The organism is Paenibacillus tyrphae, from assembly GCF_000722545.1.
Classification (GTDB): Bacteria; Bacillota; Bacilli; order Paenibacillales; family NBRC-103111; genus Paenibacillus_G; species Paenibacillus_G tyrfis.
On the sequence record NZ_JNVM01000017.1, the window covers coordinates 241,515 to 258,092 of the forward strand.

The 16,578-nt window shown below is 54.5% G+C and carries 14 protein-coding genes; 10 read left to right on the forward strand and 4 right to left on the reverse strand.

Annotation, left to right across the window (positions count from 1 at the left end):
* Positions 1–69: 69 nt before the first annotated feature.
* The 4 genes from ET33_RS21510 to cydC are packed head-to-tail and all read left to right on the forward strand — an operon-like array spanning position 70 to position 5,953.
* The gene (locus tag ET33_RS21510; protein WP_036686461.1) at positions 70–1,479 is read left to right on the forward strand and encodes a cytochrome ubiquinol oxidase subunit I; all 1,410 of its coding nucleotides are present in this window, start codon (positions 70–72) and stop codon (positions 1,477–1,479) included.
* Positions 1,463–2,479, forward strand: coding sequence for a cytochrome d ubiquinol oxidase subunit II (gene cydB, locus ET33_RS21515; protein WP_036686463.1), 1,017 nt, complete (start codon positions 1,463–1,465; stop codon positions 2,477–2,479). The genes ET33_RS21510 and cydB overlap by 17 nt, the downstream gene beginning before the upstream one ends.
* Before the next feature lies 1 nt (position 2,480).
* A complete protein-coding gene (cydD, locus tag ET33_RS21520) occupies positions 2,481–4,208 on the forward strand; it encodes a thiol reductant ABC exporter subunit CydD (RefSeq protein WP_036686465.1) in 1,728 nt (575 codons plus the stop codon).
* Positions 4,205–5,953: a thiol reductant ABC exporter subunit CydC gene (gene cydC, locus ET33_RS21525; protein ID WP_036686467.1), complete on the forward strand. Its 1,749-nt coding sequence runs from the start codon at positions 4,205–4,207 to the stop codon at positions 5,951–5,953. Before cydD ends, cydC begins: the two co-directional genes overlap by 4 nt.
* A gap of 263 nt (positions 5,954–6,216) precedes the next feature.
* Here the strand turns inward: cydC and ET33_RS21530 are convergent, their stop codons facing one another.
* A complete protein-coding gene (locus ET33_RS21530) occupies positions 6,217–6,447 on the reverse strand; it encodes a cold-shock protein (RefSeq protein WP_025849018.1) in 231 nt (76 codons plus the stop codon).
* Between the two features lie 86 nt (positions 6,448–6,533).
* Positions 6,534–6,734 carry a cold-shock protein gene (locus ET33_RS21535; protein WP_036686470.1) on the reverse strand — a complete coding sequence of 67 codons (201 nt, stop codon included), beginning with the start codon at positions 6,732–6,734 and terminating at the stop codon, positions 6,534–6,536.
* A gap of 223 nt (positions 6,735–6,957) precedes the next feature.
* On the opposite strand from ET33_RS21535, the gene ET33_RS37620 reads away from it, so the two are divergent.
* Entirely contained in the window at positions 6,958–7,293 is a 336-nt protein-coding gene (locus ET33_RS37620; RefSeq protein WP_036686472.1) for a sugar-binding domain-containing protein, read from the forward strand.
* Here the strand turns inward: ET33_RS37620 and ET33_RS36550 are convergent.
* A complete protein-coding gene (locus ET33_RS36550; RefSeq protein ID WP_051775495.1) occupies positions 7,211–7,711 on the reverse strand; it encodes an NUDIX domain-containing protein in 501 nt (166 codons plus the stop codon). The two genes, ET33_RS37620 and ET33_RS36550, sit on opposite strands and share 83 nt — an antisense overlap.
* Before the next feature lie 119 nt (positions 7,712–7,830).
* On the opposite strand from ET33_RS36550, the gene ET33_RS21550 reads away from it, so the two are divergent.
* The 5 genes from ET33_RS21550 to ET33_RS21565 all read left to right on the forward strand — a co-directional run bounded on the left by ET33_RS21550 (position 7,831) and on the right by ET33_RS21565 (position 14,551).
* Positions 7,831–8,688 (forward strand): Rpn family recombination-promoting nuclease/putative transposase, encoded by an 858-nt coding sequence (locus ET33_RS21550; protein ID WP_036686474.1) that lies wholly within the window; start codon positions 7,831–7,833, stop codon positions 8,686–8,688.
* A gap of 193 nt (positions 8,689–8,881) precedes the next feature.
* Entirely contained in the window at positions 8,882–11,470 is a 2,589-nt protein-coding gene (locus ET33_RS21555; protein ID WP_036686475.1) for a YhgE/Pip domain-containing protein, read from the forward strand.
* A gap of 407 nt (positions 11,471–11,877) precedes the next feature.
* On the forward strand, positions 11,878–12,579 hold the full coding sequence (locus tag ET33_RS37625) for an alpha/beta fold hydrolase (RefSeq protein ID WP_051775496.1): 702 nt from the start codon (positions 11,878–11,880) through the stop codon (positions 12,577–12,579).
* Positions 12,576–12,968, forward strand: a complete 393-nt coding sequence (locus ET33_RS37630; RefSeq protein ID WP_051775497.1) for an alpha/beta fold hydrolase — start codon at positions 12,576–12,578, stop codon at positions 12,966–12,968. Before ET33_RS37625 ends, ET33_RS37630 begins: the two co-directional genes overlap by 4 nt.
* Positions 12,969–13,012: 44 nt before the next feature.
* The gene (locus tag ET33_RS21565; protein WP_200879229.1) at positions 13,013–14,551 is read left to right on the forward strand and encodes a hypothetical protein; all 1,539 of its coding nucleotides are present in this window, start codon (positions 13,013–13,015) and stop codon (positions 14,549–14,551) included.
* Between the two features lie 65 nt (positions 14,552–14,616).
* Here the strand turns inward: ET33_RS21565 and ET33_RS21570 are convergent, their stop codons facing one another.
* Positions 14,617–16,527, reverse strand: coding sequence for a beta-N-acetylhexosaminidase (locus ET33_RS21570; RefSeq protein WP_036686479.1), 1,911 nt, complete (start codon positions 16,525–16,527; stop codon positions 14,617–14,619).
* Positions 16,528–16,578: the final 51 nt, after the last annotated feature.

Sequence of the window (16,578 nt, forward strand, 5' to 3'; positions counted from 1 at the left end):
CATGACAATCCTCACAACAATCCGTGACGGTTTGCCAAAACAACAGGAGAAAGGTGGAATAGATGTCCCATGGATGTAGTGATGCTATCGCGGTTACAGTTTACCGCAACGACGATTTTTCACTTTATTTTCGTGCCCATCTCGATCGGATTAGCGCTGATGATTGCGATTATGGAGACGATGTACGTAGTCAAAGGCCAGGAAGAATATAAACGGATGGCCAAGTTCTGGGGCAAATTGTTTCTAATTAATTTTGCCGTCGGCGTGGTCACCGGGATTTTGCAGGAATTTCAGTTCGGCATGAACTGGTCGAATTATTCGCGGTTTGTCGGGGACGTCTTCGGCGCTCCGCTGGCCATCGAGGCTTTGCTGGCGTTCTTCATGGAATCGACGTTTATCGGCTTATGGATCTTCGGATGGGAACGGCTGTCGAAGAAGGTTCACCTGGCCTGCATCTGGCTGGTGTCCATCGGCACGACGCTGTCGGCGTTCTGGATTCTTGCGGCGAACTCCTTCATGCAGCGTCCGGTCGGCTTCGCGGTCAATAACGGGCGAGCGGAAATGAACGACTTCCTCGCTCTGATCACGAACGGCCAGCTGTGGTGGGAATTCCCGCATACGGTGTTCGGCGCTTTTCTGACCGGTTCCTTTCTGGTGGCCGGGATCAGCGCCTGGAAGCTGCTGAAGCGCCAAGACGTGTCTTTCTTCAAAAAGTCATTTCAACTCGCGATCGTGATCGCCTTGATCTCCTCCGTCGCCGTCGCGCTGTTCGGCCACCAGCAGGCGCAGTATCTGGTTGGTACCCAGCCGATGAAAATGGCGGCCAGCGAAGGCCTCTGGGAAACGAGCAGCGATCCTGCGCCTTGGACGGTCACAGCGTTCATCGATCCGGTGAAGCAGCAGAATACGATGGAAATCAAAGTGCCGTATATGCTCAGCTATTTGTCGTACAGTAAATTTTCCGGCAGCGTGCCGGGGATGAAAAACCTTCAAGCGGAATACGAGCAAAAGTACGGTCCGGGCAACTACATTCCGCCTGTGCGCACGACGTTCTGGAGCTTCCGCATTATGGTAGCCGCCGGCTCGGTCATGATTTTGCTGGGTCTATACGGATGCTATCTCGCGGCCCGCAACAAGCTGGAGCAAGCGGGCAAATGGTTCATGCACGCCATGGTGTGGGGGATCTCCATGCCGTTCATCGCCAATACTTCGGGCTGGATTATGACGGAGATCGGCCGTCAGCCGTGGGCCGTATTCGGGCTTATGCGCACTGAGGACGGGGTGTCCCCGAGCGTCAGCGCCGGGCAGGTGCTGTTCTCGCTGATCTCGTTCACCGCCGCCTATACGGTGCTTGCTATCGTCATGGCCTACCTATTCATCCGAGTGATCAAAAAAGGGCCGAATGCCGTCGATCATGCCGAAATCGCGCATGCGGACGATCCATTCGACAGGGAGGGACAACATGCTTTCTCTAAATGAGCTTTGGTTTATTCTTGTAGCGGTTTTGTTCGTCGGCTTCTTCTTTCTGGAGGGCTTCGATTTCGGCGTGGGCATGTCTGCGTCGCTGCTCGGCAAAACCGACGGACAGCGCCGCGTACTCATTAATTCGATCGGCCCGTTCTGGGACGCGAACGAAGTCTGGCTGCTGACCGCGGGCGGCGCGATGTTCGCGGCTTTCCCCAACTGGTATGCCACGCTGTTCAGCGGCTTCAACACGCCGCTTGTCGTTCTTCTGCTGGCCTTGATCGGCCGCGGAGTCGCCTTCGAGTTTCGCGGCAAGGTCGACAGCCAACGCTGGAAGAAGACATGGGACGGCGTTATCTTCATGGGCAGTCTGCTGCCTCCGTTCCTGCTCGGGGTCGTCTTCGCTTGCCTGCTGAAAGGCTTGCCGATCGACGGGCAGATGGAAATGCGCGCCGGATTGTTCGATATCGTGAACCTCTACAGTGTTATCGGCGGAGTGACGGTCACGGTGCTGTGCCTCGTGCACGGCCTGATGTTTACGACACTGCGGACGACGGGAGACTTGCAGGATCGCGCGCGCGCGCTGGGCGGCCGGCTGCTGATCCCGCTCGCAGGGCTGCTCGCGGTATTTGGGGCGATGACCTATGCGATGACGGACGTATTCCAAGTCCGCGGCGCAATTTTGGCGGTCATGGCCGTTGCCGGGGTTGCCGCCTTCATCCTCGCCGGAGCCTTTAACGCCAAGAAGAAGGACGGCTGGGCGTTCGGCATGACGGGCGCGGTGACCGCTCTGGCGATCGTTTCCGTATTCATCGGACTGTTTCCGAGGGTAATGATCAGCTCCATCGACAGTGCGTTTAACCTGACGATCCACAATGCCGCTTCCGGTCCGTATTCGCTAACCGTGATGACGTACGTCGCTTTGGGCCTGCTTCCTTTCGTGCTCGGCTATCAAATCTGGAGCTACTTCGTCTTCCACAAGCGCGTGCACGAAAAGCAGCACCTGGAGTACTAACATGGGAAAGGCGCTGCTCGGTTATCAAGGAATCAAGCCGGTTCTCGTCATCATGACCTTGCTGACTTTGGTGCAGAGCGCCGCCATCCTAGGTCAAGCGGCATGGCTGGCGGAGGTCGTCTCCGCCCTGTTTGCCGGCACGCCGCTGCAGGAACTTACAGGGACCGCGCTGCTGTTTCTGCTCGCATTTCTGCTCCGTCAGGCGTCGGGACTTGTCCAGCAAAAGATCGCGTATCGCTATGCCGAAAAGACGGGCGCGAGCTTGCGCAAGCAATTGATGGAGAAGCTGTTCGAGCTCGGGCCAAGGTTCGCCAAAACGGAAGGCACGGGCAATTTGGTTACGCTGGTGCTGGACGGGATCTCGCGGTTCCGCACCTTTCTCGAGCTGGTGATTCCCCGCATGCCTTCCGCGGGGGTTACCCCTGCGGTCGTGCTGGCGTACGTGTTCTGGCTCGATGCCGTATCGGGCGTCATTTTGCTCGTGACGATGCCGATTCTCATCGCGTTCATGATCTTGATCGGACTTGCCGCGCGGAAGCAGATGCAGCAGCAACGGCAGTCTTACCGCGTCTTGTCGAATCATTTTGTCGATTCGCTCCGCGGGCTGGAGACGCTGAAGGTACTCGGCCGCAGCCGCTCGCACAGCGAGACGATCGGGCGAGTTAGCGACAAATACCGCTCGGCGACGATGCGCACCTTGCGCGTGGCATTCTTGTCGTCGTTTGCGCTCGATTTCTTCACCATGCTGTCCGTCGCCTCGGTGGCCGTCAGTTTGGGGCTGCGGCTGGTGAACGGCGACCTCATGTTGGTAACAGGGCTCACGGTACTTGTTTTGGCGCCGGAGTACTTCCTCCCCGTCCGCTTGGCGGGGGCCGATTACCATGCCACCTTGAACGGCAAAGAAGCGGGCGAGGCCATCCGTGCCATTCTGGACCGGCCGTCCGGGGCAAAAACCGCGCCCGAGCTTCCGGCCTCGTTCGTCTGGGGCAGCGACAGCGATCTGACGCTTTCCCGGATTCAGGTGCAGCATGAGCCGGAAGGACCGCCATCGCTGCAGAACGTATCCGTGCGCATCCGGGGCTTGCGGAAAATCGGCATCGTCGGCGAAAGCGGCGCAGGGAAATCGACGCTGATCGACGTGCTGGGCGGGTTTCTGCATCCGACGTCCGGGACTATCGAGCTTGATGGGTTCAAGGTTGACTCCATGCACGCGGAGGCCTGGTTCAGCCAAACGACGTACATTCCGCAGCATCCGTATTTGTTCCACGGCTCCTTGGCGGACAATGTCCGCTTCTATGCCCCGGAAGCGCCGCAGGAAGAAGTTGACCGCGCGATCGCCGCGGCCGGACTTGCCGGGCTCGTCGCCGGCTTGCCCGGCGGTAGCGGGGAAATCGTGGGCAATGGCGGGCGGCCGCTGAGCGGCGGGCAGGAGCAGCGCGTCGCCTTGGCCCGCGCTTTTCTAAGCCGTCGGCCAATTATGCTGCTCGATGAGCCGACCGCTCATCTGGACATCGAGACGGAGTATGAACTTAAAGAGACGATGCTTTCCTTGTTCGAGAATAAGCTGGTGTTTCTGGCGACGCACCGCTTGCACTGGATGCCGGATATGGACTGGATCATCGTCTTGGATCAAGGACGTGTCGCCGAAACCGGCACGCACGAGGAGCTGCTGGCGAGTAAAGGTATTTATTACCAGTTGATCACATCACAGCGGGAGGGGATATCATGAAACGGGAAGCTTGGCTGCGCCCGGAGTCGCGGGCATTTTACTGGCGGTTCGCGGCGATTGTGGCATTAGGGGCGTTAACGGCCGGGTGCGCCGCTTCCCTGATGTTCACTTCCGGTTATCTCATCTCCAAGTCGGCGCTGCGGCCGGAAAACATCTTGATGGTCTACGTCCCTATCGTCTTGGTCCGAACCTTCGGAACGAGTCGGGCGGTGGTGAGCTATGTCGAACGTCTCGTTGGACACGATACGGTCCTGCGCATGATTTCGCACCTGCGCGTCCGGCTGTACCGGCTCCTCGAACCGCAAGCGCTGTTCATCCGCTCCCGCTTCCGCACAGGTGACATGCTCGGCGTGCTGGCCGACGATATCGAGCATCTGCAAAACGTTTATCTGCGCATCGTGTTTCCAGGCGCGGCCGCTTTCATCGTGTTCGTGTTGTCGATTGCGGCGCTGGGCTGCTTCGACGGAAGGTTCGCGCTGCTGACGGCCGTTTATTTGTTGATTCTCGGCCTCTTGCTGCCTGTCGCTTCCTTAGCGGTCACGCGGAAGAACCATACGCTGATCAAGCGGCAGCGCGGCGGCCTGTACCGGAAGCTTACCGATGCGGTGCTCGGGATGAACGACTGGGTCGTCAGCGGAAGAGCGGCGAGCTTTATTGAAAGCTACGAAGCCGACGAAGCGGAAATGGCGCGACTGGAGCGGCGAACGAGCGATTGGACCCGGCGAAGAAACGCGATCGCCCAAGGGGTGGTCGGCCTCATGGTCGTCTCCATGATCTATTGGGCGGGCCAGCAAGCCGCCGACCAGCACATCGCCGCGACCTTGATCGCCGCTTTCGTGCTCGTCGTGTTCCCTGTGGCGGATGTGTTCCTGCCCCTTTCGGAGGCTATAGAGAAGCTGCCGCAGTACCGGGAGTCGCTGAACCGGTTGTCGGGGATTGGCGAGCAGGCCGGCATCGCCCCTGCCCCGGTGCGGAATGACCAGAAGGCCGCGGCGGTCTGGACGACAGCACATCTTCAAGTCGACAACGCGTGCTATCAGTACGAGCCCGGAAACCGCCGGGAAATCGACCACGTATCTCTGGATCTTCCGCAAGGGAAGAAGATCGCGATCATTGGCCGCAGCGGCGCAGGCAAATCGACGTTGCTGAAGCTCATTCAGGGGGCGCTCGTCCCAGCGGAAGGCCAAGTTACGGTGAACGGTATGCCGGTACATTCGCTTGCCGACGACATCTCCGGCGTCATTTCGGTCTTGAACCAGAGCCCGCACCTATTCGATACTTCGGTGACGAACAATATCCGGCTCGGGAAGCCCGAAGCCTCGGACGAGGACATTCGCATGGCAGCCAAGCTCGTCAAGCTGGACGCCCTGATCGAATCGCTGCCCGCAGGCTATCGGACCCCCATGCACGAAACGGGACAGCGCTTTTCAGGCGGCGAGCGCCAGCGGATCGCGCTTGCGCGCATCCTGCTGCAGGACACGCCGGTCGTGCTGCTGGACGAGCCGACGGTCGGACTCGATCCCCGGACCGAAAGGGATCTGTTGGCCACGATTTTCGATACGCTGCAGGACAAATCCTTGATCTGGGTTACGCACCATCTCGTCGGGGCCGAACAGATGGACGAAATTATATTTATGGAAAACGGCCGCGTCGAAATGAGAGGTACGCACGTCGAATTAATGGAGCGCTATCCGCGCTATCGCAATTTGTACCGTCTGGACCGGCCAAGCGAGACGATTCTATAATTCCAGCCCGCCTTAAAAGGCGGTGAGCTACTGCTGCTGACAGCCATTGTCAGTAGCTTTTTTGCATGCTTTCAACTTTCGGTTAGATTTAGTTACTAACCATTAGGTACAAGCTTCAACCGCTAAAACGATGAGTACAACGGAAACAAGGACCACCTAAGAAAGGTCGTCCTTGTTCTTAAAACGATGGGAAAGGGAACCGTGACCGTTCAGATCTTCAGCTCTTGAGGAACGCTTGCATGCATGGATCATGTGGTCGCGGGCTACGAGATTTGTATGCCTTTCTTGAGCGACTTCGGGTCGCCATTCGGATTAACCAGCAAGGGCAGCATCTTCACACTACGAACCATCGGGGAGTGGCACTGCCGGCATACTGGCACATCCTCGAACGCAAAGTTGTCCCGCATCCAGCCCTTACATCCTTCCTTGCTGCAAGACCAGATCGTCGTGTTTTCCTCAGGGATATCCTCTAACGATTTCTTTTGAAAGTACACAGTTAACCCCTCCCTTGATTAAAAAACCCTTGATCCTAAAAAAACTGCCCTCAACACAAGTTAAGGGCAGTTTGCTTGGGCTTACATTACAGCTTTACAACATTTTCGGCTTGCGGTCCGCGGTTGCCTTGTACCACATTGAATGTGACACGTTGGCCTTCATCCAACGATTTGAAGCCGTCACCTGTGATCGCGCTGAAATGCACGAATACGTCGCCGCCGCCTTCCATTTCGATAAAGCCAAAACCCTTGTCAGCATTAAACCATTTTACTGTACCTGTTTGCATCGTATAACCTCCAAAATTTGATTTAACATGTCTTTTTTATCCTTCAAAGAAATAAAAAATTCACATATTGAAAAAGGTTCCATCACACAAATGATAACCCTTTGCAATATGTGAATTCATAGGTCAACTTTATGATTAGCCTAAGCTTACCATAATTAGATCCAAAAGACAAGTTTGTTATCGGAAATAACCCCTTTTCTTTTCAGACCTCGGGGCAGCCAAGTTGAAGGACACGGTCGGCAAAGCGGCGGCCGGTTTTGTGCTCAAGGCAATGAAGCAGGCCGAGCGCATCGGCGTATCGTGGGGAACGACGCTGTACCATGTCGTGAAGGAGTTTCCTTTTGAAGAAAAAAGAGAACCTCAAGATCGTCCCGCTTGTCGGCGGATCGGCAATGACAAGACCGAAATTCATTCCAACCAGATCGCGTACGAGCTGTCCAAGAAAGGTCTAATACAAAAAGAGCTCCATCATGACGTCATGACGGAGCTCCTTTTCGCTGCCGATCCGATTCGGATAACTGATAGTCAGTCCTTTGGGCCGTATTCGGCTCAGCCTTAGCTTGCCGTTTCTGTAAAACGACGTCCCCTTGATTGCGGGCGGCATCTCTTATCCGTTGCACGGTAAACTTGGAGATGGGCTCAGGGAGCTTATCGACCAAGAAAAATCCGACTTCGGCGATTTCTTTACCGTCCGGTACGGGCGTCCCTTCCCATTCCGTTATTTTAAAGTCAAACACATAGGCATTCCGCCCGGATAAATAATAGATGCCCGACAACGCAAAATCGGCGGGATGCATCGCCACCTGGATTTCTTCCTGGCACTCGCGGATGGCGGTTTCCCATGCCGCCTCTCCTTCCCTTTGCCGGCCCCCCGGCAGCCCCCATTTCCTTTTCCCGTCCGCATGACGGACCAGAAGAACCCTGCCGGCATCGTCGAAAATGACGAAGCCTGCCCGAATGCTTGTTTTTGACGGCATATCCGCTCCACCTCCTATGGGAGTAGTGTATGCTGCCAAGGTCCAAAAAGAGCGAGGCCGATTTGGATGTCTAACGAAATCGCAGCGTGGTATAATGTTAGTGATTGGAGATGATCCGAATGACGGAACTGCTGGACCCGCGGAACGACTTTGTGTTTAAACGAATCTTCGGCAGCGAAGAGAATAAAGATGTGCTGTTGGCCTTTCTGAATCATACGTTCGTGGAGGCGGGCGAGCCGCCGCTGACCGAGATCGTGCTGCTCAATCCTTATACCGAGAAAGACGCTCCATACGACAAGCAATCCATCTTTGACATCTGGGCCAAAACTGCCGAGGGCAAGCTGATTAATGTCGAAATGCAGCTGTTCAACAAATATGACAACGAAAAGCGCACCTTGTACTATTGGGGGAAACGTTACTCCAATCAGCTTCAAGAAGGGCAGACCTACAGAGCCTTGAAGAAGTGCGTCACGATCAATATCTTAAACTTTTCATTCCTGCCCAACGACCGTTACCACAGCGTCTTTCACCTGCGGGAGGATCATACGCTGATTCCCCTGATCGACGACATTGAGGTGCATTTTATCGAACTGCCGAAGCTTGACGATCGCGCTGTTTCGATGGAAGGCGGCTTGGTCAACTGGCTGTTGTTCCTGAAAGGCGCGAATAAATCCAACTGGGAGGTGCTGGCCATGAACGAACCGACATTGAAGAAGGCGATGACGACGCTCGAATTCCTGAGTCAGGACGCCGAAGCCCGCAGGCTGTACGAAGCGAGGCAAAAATATTTGCACGACGAAACTTCAATGATTGAAGGAGCGAAGACGGAAGGAAAAACGCAAGGTATACTAGAAGGAAAAACACAAGCAAAAACCGAAGTCGCCAAAAACATGCTGTCGATGGGCCTCGATATTCAACTGATCGTTAAAGCAACCGGATTAACGGAAGAAGAGATTCACGCCTTGAAACCGATGTAATCGCCTTCGGATACGAACGCCAGCCTTTCGAGGTTGGCGTTTTTTCTTGAAAAAAATAAACAAATGATCACCGCACGGAGAATTCTTCCTAATTATATCGCTTCAAATGCACCAGGAATGTTGTATAATACTATACTATACGTAAAAATATAGGGAGCTTGTTCTCCTGGCACAGTGAAAGGTACAGAAAACGATGCGAAAAGTTTCTCTACGGACGGTTTTGCGCATATATACTTACGATATCCGGCGTATTGTTACGAATTGGGTCACCCTGACGGTGGTCTGCGGGCTAATTCTTTTGCCATCGCTTTACGCCTGGATTAACATTTATGCTTCCTGGGATCCCTACTCCAATACGAAGGGCATCAAGGTCGGGGTCGTCAATAACGACAAGGGCGGCACGCTAAAAGGGGTTACCTTTAATATAGGGGACGAAATCATTCACTCGCTGCAGCAGAACGAGAAGCTCGGCTGGACCTTTTATAATACGAAAGACGAGGGCATAGCCAAGGCGGAAAATGGCGAGGTGTACGCCACCATTGTGATCCCCGACGATTTTTCGCTGAAAATGAGCACGATGCTCAGCGACCAACCGGTTAAACCCGAACTGGAGTATTACGTAAATGAAAAAGAGAATGCCATCGCCGCGAAAATGACGGATGCGGGCGCCTCGACGATCCAACGGGAGATCAGCACCTCCTTTATCGAAACGGTGACGGGGAAAGTGTTCGAAACACTGAATAAAGCCGGCGCCGAGCTGGATCAGCAGTACCCGCAAATCGAAAAATACAAAAATTTGCTCTACACCCTCAATGAAAATATGCCGAAGCTGAATCAAAATCTGGATGAGATGCTGAACCGGGCAGAGAACGGTTTTACCCAGATGGATAAGACGGCAGATCATGTTCCTGCGGTTCAGGATACGCTCGGCAAACTCATCGAGCTGAACGACGGATTAAGCAAGGATATGTATAAAGCCAGCGACGACTTAAAAGAAATCGCGCCGGATGTGAAAGAGAACCTGTATCGGCTTCAGACAATTTTCAACCGATTAACCGAGACGACCGAGGACGTGAACAACCAACTGACGGTGTATAAGCCGGAGGTTCTCACCCAGCTAGACAATGCCGTCACGGATCTCGATCAGCTGCAGCAGCGGGTAAAAGATACTTCGGAGCAGTTGGAAAAAGCGGGCGTAACGGTGCCTGAAGAGACACTCGCGATGGCGAGCGACATTGCAGTCGAACTGAACCAGTACCGGATACTTCTGTTAGACTTAAAGGCCAAGATCAAGGATGTTAATGCGGCAGAAAATATTTTAAATAAGCTGCAGCCGATCAATGACCGGCTTCTGGACAAAATCACCAAATTCCAGAATGCCGTCAATGCACTGCTGGCTCCGATCGATGAAGCCTTGAACATCCGGACATTTACCATTCTCCGCGACAATCTGGAAAAAATGCGGCAGTTGTCTGCCGGAATCAGCTCGTTCACCAGGAACTTAAGCACGACGCTGGCCTATAAAAAGTCAGACTTGGACGGCAAGCTGTCCAGAAATGTCGAGACGGTGAGCGACATGATCAACAGAATTCTTAAAAATGCAAATTCGTTGGCCCAATCCTCCTCTAAAGGCTCGTTTCAGCTTAGCAAGGACTTGAAAACCCTGGCTCAAAGGCTGGAGGAGTGGAAGGGCAAAACGGCCGATCTCCGGAAGAACATCGAAAAGAACCATAACCTGGAAAAATTACTGCCGGATCTGGCCCGGATGAACTTTTCGATTGCGGGAGATATCGGCAAGCTGTCACTTGCGCTCGATCAAACCCTGCTTCCAAAAACAGAATCCTATCTGCAAAAAGGCTCGTTCCTTCTCACCGATGTAAACGTGATTCTTGGCAATACACAGGAGGACTTGGCCGCGGCGAAGGATTTGATGGCAAGCATGTCATCCGGGGGCAAAGTGGCGGTGGACGATATCCGGAATTTCAAAGAGCGCGTACCGGATCTTCAGCAGCGCCTGAGCGACCTGACGGCGGTCTTCCAAAAAATCGACAGCACGGTTGATGTCAAGGACATGATCAAGCTGCTGCAAAACCGGGGCATCGCAGACAGCAACTTCCTTGCTCTTCCGGTGACGATGAGCACGCATCCGTTGTTCCCGATCGCCAACTATGGAGCAGGTATGACGCCTTTCTATACGACGCTGTGCTTGTGGGTCGGTTCCCTACTGCTTTCGTCTCTGCTCACCGTCAAGTTCCAGCCGGCAGATTTCAGCTTTACCTCGCATGAGGAGTACCTGGGCAAATACCTTTTATTTGCTACCTTATCCGTGCTGCAAGGACTTATCGTAGCGCTTGGAGATATCTTTTTGCTGAAGATCCACATTCAGGAGGCCGGATTGTTCGTCGGACTTACACTGTTTTACTGTGTTGTCTTTTCCATGATCGTGTACACGCTGGTCACGCTCTTTAACAATATCGGCAAATCGATCGGCGTTGTCCTGCTGGTGCTCCAGCTCGCCGGCTCGGGGGGCACGTTCCCGATTCAGGTGACACCGGCTTTCTTCCAAGCGATTCATTCGATGCTGCCGTTTACCTATGCAATCAGCGGGCTGCGGGAAGCGCTCGCCGGGGTAAGCTACCCGACGCTGATGAGGGATGTCTGGACGTTGGTCGGATTTTTCTTCGCATTTTTGGTCATTGGTTATATATTCAAACCTTCGCTCACGTCCTTCTTGGGCAAGTACTCCAAACAGCTGCATCATTCAGGGGTCATTGGACACTGATTTCCGAATAAATTCAATGGATACGCCAGCCGATGGAGGTTGGCGTGAGCTTGTTGAGAGAGCGTGGGTTAAGGTAATAGAGGTGTACGAGGGGGTGGGGTATCTACTTCCGGTCGCTGCTCCACCCCGCAAAGTGAAGTTGAATCAGGGAGCTTAGTCCAAGTACTTTGCGGGGACCCCGGGTCTGCTGGAAATTTTTAATTGAAGCCGCTTAGCAGCAGGTATTTCCCGCAGACAAAGGCGATCACTATCGCTCCTCCAGTAGATACCCCACCTCCGTATGTACCTCTATTTCAATCAAAAACCTCTTTCTCGACACTCTGACGCCAGTCTTCGAAGGTTGGCGTTTTTTTCTTGTGCGCCGGAATGGCCGCATGTATACTATCGATAAATAAGGGGTTCGCGAAGTGATTTCCATCCTGCAAGTCATTGGCAAACGTAGGAAGCTTCTACTGGGACTAGGCCTTCTCGCTCTGCTCGGGATCGCGTCCCTAGTGCCGGCACGGACTCCCTTGATCCGTGACCACCAAGGCGGCGTTGTTCCAAGCAGTGTGGCCATTCTTGAACAAGTGACGCTAGGCGGAATGGAGCAAAACATCCTTGTTCGCGGCCGCGACAAGCGGAACCCGGTTCTACTGTTCTTGCACGGCGGCCCGGGCTATCCGCAAATTGCATATGCGCGGCAATATCAACAGGAGCTGGAAAACCATTTCACTGTAGTCAACTGGGATCAACGCGGCGCGGGGAAATCGTATCGGTGGGGAATGACCGAGGACGATTTGCAGGTCAATAAGTTCGTTCAAGACACTCACGAATTAACCAACTATTTGCGTAAAACATTCAACCAGTCGAAAATTTTCCTTGCCGGACATTCGTGGGGAAGCCTGCTCGGGATATGGACGGCTCAAAAATACCCGGACGATTATTATGCATACATCGGGATCGGACAAGTGGCCAATTCCCCGGAAGGTGAGAGGCTTTCTTATGAATTCGCCCTTCGCGAGGCAGAGGCCCGCAGCAACGAAGAGCGGTTCAAGCCCTGCGATCGATCGGCTCCCCTCCCTATTCGAATCCCCGCAAAGATACGACGTTGGAGCGGAAGTGGGTGACCGCCTTCGGCGGCTCCGAGCGACAAATCGACTCGAATGCCGATCTGATCAAAGGCATCTTGTTCTCGCCGGAATATACCCTCTTGGACGGAATTCGGTTGGCCCGGGGAAATGCGTTGTCGCTTCGCGCCATCCGGCCTCAAACGGAAAATACGAATTTATTCGAAACGGTCCCGGAACTAAAGGTGCCGGTCTATCTGGCTATGGGGAGATACGACTATATGACGCCCTCGGAGGTGGCTTACCGGTATTACGAAAAGCTCCTTGCTCCGAAAAAGCAATTCGTCTGGTTCGAGGAGTCCGCACATTTCCCTCACTTTGAAGAAGCCGATAAATTTTCCAGGATGATGGCCGATATAAAAGAAGAAACCCGTAAGACCTCTCCCTAATGATACATTTCTCGTCTGAACTTATAGTTTACCAAATGGAAAGGATGATTGAATTGAAGCCGAATATCGGAGATATATATTGCGTATACGTCGAACAACTGCAGCGCTATGCCGCGTGTCAGGTCACCGGAATCGAGGAAAAGTCTAAGCCGCTGGCCGCTGTGCTGGAGCTTGACTGGACCGGGGACAAGCTGCCCACCGAAGAAGAGCTCGACAAGATGAAGCCGCTGTTCTGCGATTATTACTTTTGGAACAACCAGCTTGATCATTCGTACGTCACTGCCCAGGTCCCCAAACATTACATTTTGGCAGGAAACCGGCCCCCGCTCGTCACCGAAAAAACAAACAGCTACAGCGGCGGTTGGCATACAGGCAGCAGTGTGCTCAACCAATTGAAGTGGCGGAGTATTCCCGAAGATCGGCGACGCTCGTTCAAGGAAGCGGCAAAGGACAATACGCCGATTCCCGTGGGCGGTATACAGTTGACCCGCTCGGCCAGCGCAGTCAATCCCGTCGCGCTCCGGGAGTTCTCCGATTTGTCCATGCTGGAACAGTTGCCCTGCCTGACGCGCATCGCCGCCGACCGTCCCTACGAGTCATTGCTGCCGTATGTGAACGGCAATCCGTTTATTTACGAACTTCAGCTGGAGAACCACGGCTATACGTCGATCGACCTCCGAGGCAGCAGCTTGGAGCGCCTGATCCTTCAGGCGGACGGAGTGGAGGAGCTGTTTTTAAATAAAGGGTTGTCCTTTCTATCGTTAACGGGCGCCCCCTCGCCCAAGCTGAAAATCCATGCCGAAGACGGCGGACAATGGTTGACGGCCGCCTTTACGGATAACGTGCCGCCTATATGCGGTCTGGAACGTTTGTCAGGGCTGCACGTGACACAGGCGAAGGAGCTGGATCTTGGGCCGGTCGTCCGAAGTTACCCTAAGCTGAAGGATCTGCGTCTATGGGGCAAACCCGGCAACGTCGTTAATCTTCAACAACTCGAACAATTAACGAACCTTAGCGTATTCAGCACCTACGATATATTCGGCTTCTCCGGCGAACAATTTCCCGGTCCGGACCGGCTGCCGAACCTTACGTGGCTGTGGATGACCAGCCTGCCTGCGGACGCCGCCAAAACGATTAAAGACAAATACAAAAAAGAAGTCCCCAAAGGGCTGGACCTGTCGATCACCAAGCCGCGCAAGCCCGAATGGCTGGCCGAAAATCTCAACAACCCGTTCCGCGACTGGGACGGACGGGAGCACATCACGGCGGCCCAAGCCAAGAAAGCAATGAACCTGTACAAAAAGACGCTGGCAGCTATATCGGCGTTACCGGAACAAATCCAAGGCGGCGGCATGACGGCAGCCGAGGCGGAGTCCGCGCTGGACACGCTAGTGTCCGGTTACACCGAAGCGTTCAACAAAATGGACCGCAGCAGCGGCTTTATCGAAACGGTGGAGCGCGAGGAAATTTACACGGTGTTGGAGGACCTGCTCAGCGGAGCACAGGAGCAACTGTCTGCCGTGAGCGTGGAAGTGGGCATGAATAAGCTGTTCGGCACTTTCGATAAGCTGCGCGATTTTTAACAAGTAGTAAGCCAAAAAAGGGAAGCCCCGCTATAGCAGCGAGCGCTTCCCTTGCTTCATTCCGTTTAAAAAGGATTCATCACGTGGAAAAAGACATTCGGCGACGCCATCCGGTAATAATAGCTGCACCAGCCAACGCCGCGGTTGTTGAACCGGTTGGACGAGCTGTACACGAGCCGCTCCTGCTCCAGCTCTTCGATCTGTCCGATTCGGCCCTCCACATAATCAAGCAGCCTTAACGAAGCCGTATCCAGCCGGTTGACGACCCCGCCGTATCGGATATCGATGACTTCCCAGCCGAACGGCTTGAACATCCGCAGCCACTGGGCGCGATGGGCGGCCCGCAGCTCCCGTACCGCTTCCGCAATCTCCGGCAGCACTTCCGTCGCGATGCGCCGCAGCGTCCCCGTATCCTTGGCGTCGTACGCCCGCTTGAGCTCGATGCCGATCTCGCTCTTCCGCTTCAGCACGCTGCACAGCTTCTCCGGCACCTCGAACAAGTAATCCAGCTCGGCCTCCTTGACGCGCCGGCTGCGGATATCCTGCTCCACCTTCGTATAATGCGCGGACAAGTCCAGCCCTTCGATCTGCTTGTCGAACAGCCCGAGCAGCACGTCCTGGTACAGCAAAAACTTGGAAGGATTGCTCTGCATCCGGTTGTTCGGCTCGGAGCCGGGCACCTCGTCCAAATCCTTGAACGTCAGGAAGGCGTCAGCCTCAATGCCGGTGCAGAACTTGACCCGCTCCGCCAGCTTCGCCTGATCCGGCTTCGCTTCCGAATACGCGTGCTCCGCGTAGAGCTGCAGGCCGAGCAGCGCCGCAAAAGGATTGCTCTCCATACCGTCGTCGCCCCACATGGTCGCATAGACCTCGCGGATGCCTTCTCTTTTGCACACCTGCAGAGCAGCGTCCGAGGCATTCAACGACAGGCCGTAATTGACCCCGAACGTGTTAAACACCCAGACGGCGCCGGCAAATACCAGATTGCAGCCGAGCGGACGGTGCTTGGCAATGAGGTTCTCGTAGTCCTCCTGCTCCATATGGTTATAATCCCAGTACACCATGTCCACATCTTTCGGAATGCGGCGCGCCATCTCTTCCGGAATTTGCGTATCCTTGTCATAGTAATCGCTGCCGTTCTGCGAAGCGAGCTTCAGGAACATATCGCTCCACATCATCGCCTTCAAGCCGCGTCGGCGCGTCATGTCCAGCACTTTGTCCAGATGCGCAATCATAATCTCGAACCGGCTCGTGTAGCCATTATGGTCCAAATATTTGCCGCGGCCGAGCTCTTCCGCCTCGTCCATGCCGATGTGGATTTTGCGGCTGCGGAACGGAGCGCTGGCGGACTCGATCATATTTTCGACCAAGCGGTCCGTCCGCTCGTCCCCGACCAGCAGCGCGCCTTTCGTATCCTTGTAATGCTTCACCGGCTCCCACTTCAAGAACTCTTCCAGATGCGCCAAGCTCTGGATGCTCGGGAACGCCTCGATGCCGAATTGGTCGGCGTAGTCGTCAATCTCTTTCAGCTCCGCCTGTGTGTAGCGGCCGCGCATATAACCGAAATAAGGCTCGCCGCTAATTTCGTAGGTATCTTCCAAATACAGCATGACGCTGTTTAGTCCCATTAAAGCCATCTTGCGAAGCATGAATTTGAAGCTGTCGAGCGTCAATACCGCATTGCGGGACAAATCGAACATCGGCCCGATCGTATCGAACTGCTGCTGCTCCCGAAGGTGAAACGGCTCCCCATGAAGGCCGTGCTGCACGAGAAGCCCGAGCCCGCGAAAAAATTGATGCTTTTGACTGTAGCGAATGTAGGCCTTTCCCTGCTCCAAGCCGACTTCCAGCTCGCCGGACGACGGCTCGACCCGGACGACGATTCCATCCTCCGCCTCGGTAATCCGAAGCTCTTGCGACAATTCGCGAATTCCCGGCAATAAAACGTTTAAATTCCCTTCAAACCGCAGCTTCATCTCCTGCTTCCTCTCCTTGGTTAAGTATCCTATCTGCCTCTATTATAAGAG